The organism is Paenibacillus silagei (assembly GCF_017874735.1).
Taxonomy (GTDB): Bacteria; Bacillota; Bacilli; order Paenibacillales; family Paenibacillaceae; genus Paenibacillus_AQ; species Paenibacillus_AQ silagei.
Map to the genome: position 1 here is coordinate 38,620 of NZ_JAGGLV010000038.1, position 7,313 is coordinate 45,932.

Below are 7,313 nucleotides of genomic sequence, written 5' to 3' on the forward strand. Positions count from 1 at the left end.
GTGTTTAACCCTGCGGATTATTATGGTCCACATGGTTGGCCTGCTTCACCTTTTTAGACCCGGATAACGGCGCCGGACCTGAAGAATGGTGCTCCTTGCGGGGCCCCTGGTTGTCCTGCTGTACGCCGGGTAGAGGCATGCTCTTGGGTTTGCTCACTTCGATTACCTCCTATGGATTAGTTAAGCCCTGAAGGGCCTGTGCGCACTCATGAATCTGTCTCGTATACTGCTGCGCCAAAAGCTGAACAGCATCCAGCTGCTCATCCGCGTGTACCCCGGCCTGTTCGGCGTCAAGCAAATCTACAGCAACCTCGCGGCTATCCACATAGGTGCAGCGGAAATCCAGAGAATACCCCTGCCGTCCCGCTGCATTGAAATGGATGAGCAGACTGTTCTGGTTCGCCGCATCCCCCTGCACACTGAAGCTGTCCCCACTCTCCATCAGTTCCGGCAGCCGCTCCTGCCAGGCAGACACCAGACTCTGCTGATCTACTTGCAATTGTCGGTCCATCTTTATTATCAGCCTCCTCTCTAATACATTGCGGAGAAAGACGGCTTTTTATTCCCGTTGGAACCGCTTCTGTGAAAAAGAGGCCTTGGCAAGTGGAAACGGCATTGCCGTCCTTTTAAAGGACGGTACCGTTTTGGCGAGAAATAGAAGGATAATTTATAGCGTGAAAAATATAAATTCTTATATTTCAGACAAAAAAACCGTCCTCCTGAGAGAACGGCTTCTATCTGCACTTATTTAGATGTAAAGGAATGGCGGAGAGGATGGGATTCGAACCCATGTGGGCTTGCACCCTAACGGTTTTCAAGACCGCCCCGTTATGACCGCTTCGGTACCTCTCCAATGCACTGAAATTTCACATGCATTAGGAATTATACCACGCCCCGCAAATAATATGCAACTATTATTATTGAGCTGTTTTTGCAGAAATGGATTTCACATTACGCATATACGGCTGCAGGCATTCCGGAATCAGCACACTTCCGTCCTCCTGCTGGTAATTCTCCAGAATAGCTGCTACCGTACGCCCTACAGCCAGGGCAGAGCCATTCAGCGTATGCACGAATTCAGGCTTCGCCTTCGGCTCCTTGCGGTAACGGATATTGGCCCGGCGCGCCTGGAAGTCCTCGGTATTAGAGCATGAGGAGATCTCGCGGTACATGCCGCTCTCAGGCAGCCACACCTCAAGGTCATACGTCTTGGCAGAGGTGAAGCCCATATCTGCCGTACAGAGCAGCAGGACGCGGTAGGGCAGTCCCAGAAGCTGCAGGACACGCTCAGCATCGGCTGTCATCTTCTCCAGCTCCTCATAGGAGCTCTCCGGGCTGGCCAGCTTCACCAGTTCCACCTTGTTGAACTGATGCTGGCGGATTAGACCACGGGTATCGCGTCCGGCAGAACCGGCTTCCGAGCGGAAGCAAGAGCTATAGGCCACATGATACTTCGGCAGATCGCCAGCTGTCATAATCTCTTCACGGTAATAGTTCGTCACAGGCACTTCCGCCGTAGGAATCAGATAATACTCTGTATCCCGCAGCTTGAACAGATCCTCTTCGAATTTCGGCAGCTGTCCCGTTCCATAGAGGCTGTCCTTATTAACAATATAAGGCGGCAGCATCTCTTCATAGTTATGTTCCCCGCTGTGCAGGTCCATCATGAAATTGATCAGGGCACGTTCCAATCTGGCACCCAGTCCTTTATAGAAGACAAACCGGGAACCCGTAACCTTCGCCGCTGCCTCAAAATCAATGATATCCAGCTGCTGCGCCAGCTCCCAGTGAGATTTCGGAGTGAAACCAAGCTCTGTAGGCTCTGACCAGCGGCGCACTTCGACATTGTCTGCCTCGGAGGTACCTACCGGCACCGATTCATGCGGAATATTCGGGATGCTCATCGTCAGCTCGTCAATTTTGACCTCAAGCTCACGCACCTCATCATCTAATTCCTTAATCCGGTCAGATACCGTACGCATTTCTGCGATCAGATCATCAGCCGGTTCCTTGTTCTTCTTCTTCTTGGCTACGTCTCCGGATACAGTGTTCCGGCGGTTCTTGAGCCCTTCTGTCTCCTGAAGCAGCTCACGGCGGCGCTGATCCAGAGCCGGGAAGCCGGCAATCAAATCCAGCGACTTTCCTCTTTTATTCAGTGCCTCTTCTACTCTTGCATAATCGCTGCGCAATACTTTAACATCTAACACAAAGTTTCCCTCCTGAAAACAGCCCAAACTCTTTCAAAATGCTGTTTTGTTTGCAGCTTTGAAAGAGTCAAAGTGTCCTTATATGCGGTTCTATAGATTGGCTGCAATACGGTCCTCTACCATGTCGGCAAAATATTGATGCAGCCTGTAATCATCAGTCAATTCCGGGTGAAACGAGCAGGCCAGCAGATTGCCCTGGCGCGCCGTTACAATCTCATCCTTATAGAGCGTAAGCACCTCAACATCAGGACCCACCTCTTCAATAAGCGGAGCGCGGATAAATACCGCCCGCACAGGCTCAGCAATCCCCTTAACCTCGAGATCACATTCAAAGCTTTCCCGCTGGCGGCCAAAGGCATTCCTGGCCACGGTAATATCCATCAGCTCCAGATGACCGGCCTCGTCTCCGGCAATCCGCTTCGCCAGAACGATCATCCCGGCGCATGTGCCGAAAATAGGCTTCCCTTGACCCGCGAACTCACGAACAGCCTCAATAAAGCCATATTTGCGCATCAATTTGCCAATCGTCGTACTCTCACCGCCGGGAATGATCAGACCATCTACCCTGTCTAACTCCTCTACACGCTTAATAGGCAGGCCCTGCGCGCCGGTCTTCTCAATACTGACAATATGCTCTGTAACAGCGCCTTGAAGCGCTAACACTCCAATTCTCATCCGGAAGCCTTCTCTCTATTATCGGCCGCGTTCCGACATGCGTTCAGCCGGGGACAACGTGGCGATATCAATCCCCTTCATCGGAGCGCCCAGATTCTTGGATACTTCAGCAATCAGCTTGTAGTCCGTGAAGTGGGTTGTCGCTTCGACGATGGCACGGGCGAACTTCTCAGGATTGTCCGATTTGAAAATCCCGGAGCCGACAAACACCCCATCAGCACCCAGATGCATCATGAGCGCGGCATCGGCAGGCGTAGCTACACCACCGGCAGCGAAATTAACGACAGGCAGCTTGCCCAGCTCATGAACCTCCAGCAGCAGCTCATACGGAACACCCAGCGTCTTAGCTTCATGATATAGCTCATCAAGCGAGAGGCCGGTCACCTTGCGGATCTGGCTGTTGATATGGCGCATATGGCGGACAGCCTCCACGATGTTGCCGGTTCCCGGCTCACCCTTGGTGCGGATCATGGAGGCCCCTTCGCTAATCCGGCGCAGCGCTTCCCCAAGATCCTTGGCTCCGCATACAAAAGGAACCGTGAATTCGCGTTTGTTGATATGGAACACTTCATCGGCAGGAGTTAGCACTTCACTCTCATCGAGATAGTCTACACCCAGAGATTCGAGAACCTTGGCTTCCACATAGTGACCGATCCGCGCTTTGGCCATTACAGGGATACTCACTACCTTAATAACCTCTTCTACAATAGTAGGATCGGCCATACGTGCGACACCACCCGCAGCGCGGATATCAGAAGGTACACGCTCCAGGGCCATTACGGCTACTGCGCCTGCGGCCTCGGCAATTTTCGCCTGCTCTGCATTCATGACGTCCATAATGACGCCGCCTTTTTGCATTTCTGCCATGCCTCTTTTGACTCGCGATGTTCCTGTTTCCATATCTACGCCTCCCGTTAGATCTAACCTAATCTAACATGTTATTTTACCGCAAGGCTGTAATATATACAACCTATTTACTGGGATTTTGTCGTGAAGCTAGTACCTGTGCACCTGTTAAGGTTAGAACAGATTTTTAATTCCTTTGAACAGATCACCGAAAAAATCACCTATGGCTCTCAGCAGCAGCTTGAACCAGCCCGCCTTCTCCGCTTCCTCGGCAGTAATCAGGTTCACCGTCTTCTCTTGCGTCTGATTCATTCCTTCAATCTTATAGGAGTACGTGACCTTACCTACCTTGCTGGCTCCGGCAATCGGTGCGACCAGCGTAGCCGGATCATTCGTGACCACAGTGGTCTTGATCTGCGGCGATACAGTACCCTTAGGGACCATGAATGTTACACCAGCATCCGTTACTACGGATACCTCTTTATTCTTGCCCTTCAGCACAGGCACAGTCTCAGTGCCGGCAATCACAGCCTTAGGCGCAACTACCTGCTTAATCTCGAAATTATTGAAGCCAAAATCCAGCACCTTCTTCGTTTCGGTGAAACGGTGGGCCTCAGAGTCCGCTCCCATAACTACGCTGATTAGACGCATGCCGTCACGCACCGCAGTACCCGTGAAGCAATTACCGGCGTTAGTGGTATGTCCTGTCTTCAGTCCGTCCAGGCCCGGATAAGCGTATGCCTTGAAATTGGGGATATTCTTGTTGGCTTCCAGCATCCAGTTGTAGTTAATCATCGGCTTCGAATCACGCTCGCGGAATTTATACGATTGAATTGTCGTAAAATCTGTAAACTCCGGATGATCGGTGACAATATATTTGGCCAGAATCGCTGCATCCATCGCAGACATTACCGTCTCACGGTCCTCTTCAGGCCGGTATTTAGCAGGCATGTCCTTCCGGTCCAGACCGGTGGAATTAATGAAATAAGCCGTCTTCATGCCCATCTTCTGTGCGGTCTCATTCATCTGGGTCACAAACTGCTGCTCCGAGCCAGCTACCAGTTCAGCCAAAGCAACTGTAGCATCATTGGCAGAGCCTACCGCCATCGCTATGTAGAGTTCTTTAACCGTATGTTCATCGCCCGCTGCCAGAAAAATCCGAGACCCGATCTGCTTGGACGCATTCTCCTGAATAGCAACTTTCTGGTCCCAGGAGATCTTGCCGCTATTTACAGCTTCAGTTACAAGATATTCTGTCATCATCTTCGTCATACTCGCCGGAGGCATCGCCTGGTCTGCATTAAATGAGAGCAGAACCTCCCCTGTAGTAGGCTCAATCAGCACTGCAGATTTCACATTCAGTCCCAGCGATTCCACACTTGGAATCTTGGCTGCTGCCGTTTTGGCAGGGGCAGCCGCCGCCTTGGTTCCAGCCTCTGTTGTAGCCGGTTTAGTTACTGCCTCTGCCATCGCAGAAGCCGCAGGAAATGCCAACATATTTAAAAGCAGACCTACTGTCGCTGTCTTAATCACAATTTGCTTACTGCTTAGTTTTCGCTTGGCCTTCAATGATTAACTCTCCTTTAATCCTCAAATCAGTGCTTGTTCTATTCTAACACAGGGGTATCTGCAAAAAAAGACAGGCAGGACTAAATTAGTCCTGCCTGTCAACAAAATAGGCGATTCTTCCCGGCTTATAGAGAATAGTTCGGAGCTTCCTTGGTGATCTGTACATCATGAGGATGACTCTCACGCAGGCCTGCTCCAGTGATACGGATGAACGAGGTATCATTGCGCAGCTCTTCTAATGTCTTCGTTCCGCAATAGCCCATACCGGAACGCAGTCCGCCAATCAATTGATGAACCGTGTCAGACAATGGCCCTTTAAAAGCGACTCGGCCCTCAATGCCTTCCGGTACCAGCTTCTTATCATCATCCTGGAAGTAACGGTCTTTACTGCCCTGCTTCATGGCGCTCATGCTGCCCATGCCGCGGTATACCTTGTATTTACGTCCCTGGTAGATTTCCGACTCTCCCGGGCTCTCTTCTGTACCGGCGAACAGGCTTCCCATCATGACTGCAGCAGCACCTGCAGCGATGGCCTTGGTAATCTCTCCAGAGTACTTAATTCCTCCGTCTGCAATCACCGGAATGCCGTATTCACGGGCTACTGTCGCACAATCGTAGATCGCGGTAACCTGCGGAACACCTATACCGGCAATTACGCGGGTAGTACAGATAGAGCCTGGACCAATACCCACCTTGATTACGGAGGCTCCTGCTTCAATCAATTCCCGGGTAGCTTCGCCTGTAGCCACATTACCGGCTACGATGGTTAGGTCAGGATAAGTCTCGCGCAGCTTACGCACTGCATCGATAATATTGATGTGATGGCCATGTGCGGAATCCACGGTAATCAGGTCCACACCGGCTTTTACCAGTGCTTCAGTCCGTTCCAGCGTGTCCTTGGAAATCCCGATTGCCGCTCCAACCAGCAGACGTCCGTGAGCATCCTTGGCACCGTTGGGGAACTGGATAGCTTTCTCTATATCTTTAATAGTAATGAGACCTTTGAGAATATTATGCTCGTCTACCAGTGGCAGCTTCTCAATCTTGTGGCGCTGCAGAATGCCTTTCGCTTCCTGAAGAGTGGTTCCTACAGCAGCTGTAACGAGATTCTCATGAGTCATCACTTCTTTGATCTGAATATTGAAATCATGGATGAAACGCAAGTCGCGGTTCGTCAGAATACCGACAAGCTTGCCCTCTTCATTTACGATAGGCACACCCGAAATGCGGTATTTGCCCATCAGAACTTCAGCATCGGATACCCAGTGGTCCGGCGTAAGTGAGAATGGATTGGTAATAACCCCGCTCTCTGAGCGCTTCACACGGTCCACCTCTTCTGCCTGCTGCTCCACGGACATATTCTTATGAATGATGCCGATCCCGCCCTCACGGGCGATAGCAATCGCCATAGCGGCTTCTGTGACTGTGTCCATACCTGCACTCATCAAAGGGATATTCAGCTTCACATTCTTGCTGAGTACAGTGGTTAAGTCCACTTCCTTAGGCAATACCTCGGATTTACGCGGAACCAGCAGCACATCATCAAAAGTGAATCCCTCTTTACCAAACTTATCTTCCCACACCTGGGTCATTCCTCCTCTAAATTCTTTTCTCTACCCGCCCGCCAACTTATGAATAAAGAAACTCCTGCGTCAAGTCCATACCCGATAGACAGCAGTAGAGGCCTGGGAGTTATACATAATTGTGTCTTCTGTTAAGGTTTGAGAGGCTTGTCCAAAAATATATTATTGTCCATCTTAGCAAAGGGCATTTGGCCTGTCAAGAATATTACACCGCTCTGTGAAGGGATTAGGCAATCCGCCCTCCGGTAAGCGAATTCTTGGACTAAAGTCCGTCTCCAGTGGACAATAGAACAAATTTCGGCGGCATCACCGGATATACAAAAAGACCACTGTTGAGAAATCAACAGTGGTCTTGTGTGCTTGGCAACGTCCTACTCTCCCAGGACCCTTCGGTCCAAGTACCATCGGCGCTGGAGGGCTTAACGGTCGTGTT

7 protein-coding genes, 1 tRNA gene and 1 rRNA gene are annotated in these 7,313 nt (G+C 50.9%); all 9 read right to left on the bottom strand.

Going from position 1 to position 7,313, the window contains the following annotated elements:
* Nucleotides 1-4 precede the first annotated feature (4 nt).
* On the bottom strand, nucleotides 5-157 hold the full coding sequence (locus J2Z70_RS31670) for a small acid-soluble spore protein P (RefSeq protein WP_209879526.1): 153 nt from the start codon (nucleotides 155-157) through the stop codon (nucleotides 5-7).
* Nucleotides 158-169: 12 nt separating this feature from the next.
* The gene (locus J2Z70_RS31675; RefSeq protein WP_036724411.1) at nucleotides 170-511 is read right to left on the bottom strand and encodes a hypothetical protein; all 342 of its coding nucleotides are present in this window, start codon (nucleotides 509-511) and stop codon (nucleotides 170-172) included.
* Between the two features lie 252 nt (nucleotides 512-763).
* Nucleotides 764-852, bottom strand: a tRNA-Ser gene (locus J2Z70_RS31680).
* A 65-nt stretch (nucleotides 853-917) separates the two neighbouring features.
* The gene (serS, locus tag J2Z70_RS31685) at nucleotides 918-2,207 is read right to left on the bottom strand and encodes a serine--tRNA ligase (RefSeq protein ID WP_209879529.1); all 1,290 of its coding nucleotides are present in this window, start codon (nucleotides 2,205-2,207) and stop codon (nucleotides 918-920) included.
* 90 nt (nucleotides 2,208-2,297) lie between these two features.
* On the bottom strand, nucleotides 2,298-2,882 hold the full coding sequence (gene pdxT, locus J2Z70_RS31690; RefSeq protein WP_209879532.1) for a pyridoxal 5'-phosphate synthase glutaminase subunit PdxT: 585 nt from the start codon (nucleotides 2,880-2,882) through the stop codon (nucleotides 2,298-2,300).
* Between the two features lie 18 nt (nucleotides 2,883-2,900).
* The gene (pdxS, locus tag J2Z70_RS31695; protein ID WP_036724406.1) at nucleotides 2,901-3,782 is read right to left on the bottom strand and encodes a pyridoxal 5'-phosphate synthase lyase subunit PdxS; all 882 of its coding nucleotides are present in this window, start codon (nucleotides 3,780-3,782) and stop codon (nucleotides 2,901-2,903) included.
* Between the two features lie 120 nt (nucleotides 3,783-3,902).
* A complete protein-coding gene (locus tag J2Z70_RS31700; RefSeq protein ID WP_245368678.1) occupies nucleotides 3,903-5,297 on the bottom strand; it encodes a D-alanyl-D-alanine carboxypeptidase family protein in 1,395 nt (464 codons plus the stop codon).
* A 125-nt stretch (nucleotides 5,298-5,422) separates the two neighbouring features.
* Nucleotides 5,423-6,880, bottom strand: coding sequence for an IMP dehydrogenase (gene guaB, locus J2Z70_RS31705; RefSeq protein ID WP_209879538.1), 1,458 nt, complete (start codon nucleotides 6,878-6,880; stop codon nucleotides 5,423-5,425).
* A gap of 358 nt (nucleotides 6,881-7,238) precedes the next feature.
* Nucleotides 7,239-7,313, bottom strand: a 5S ribosomal RNA gene (gene rrf / locus J2Z70_RS34050); the annotation flags it as partial.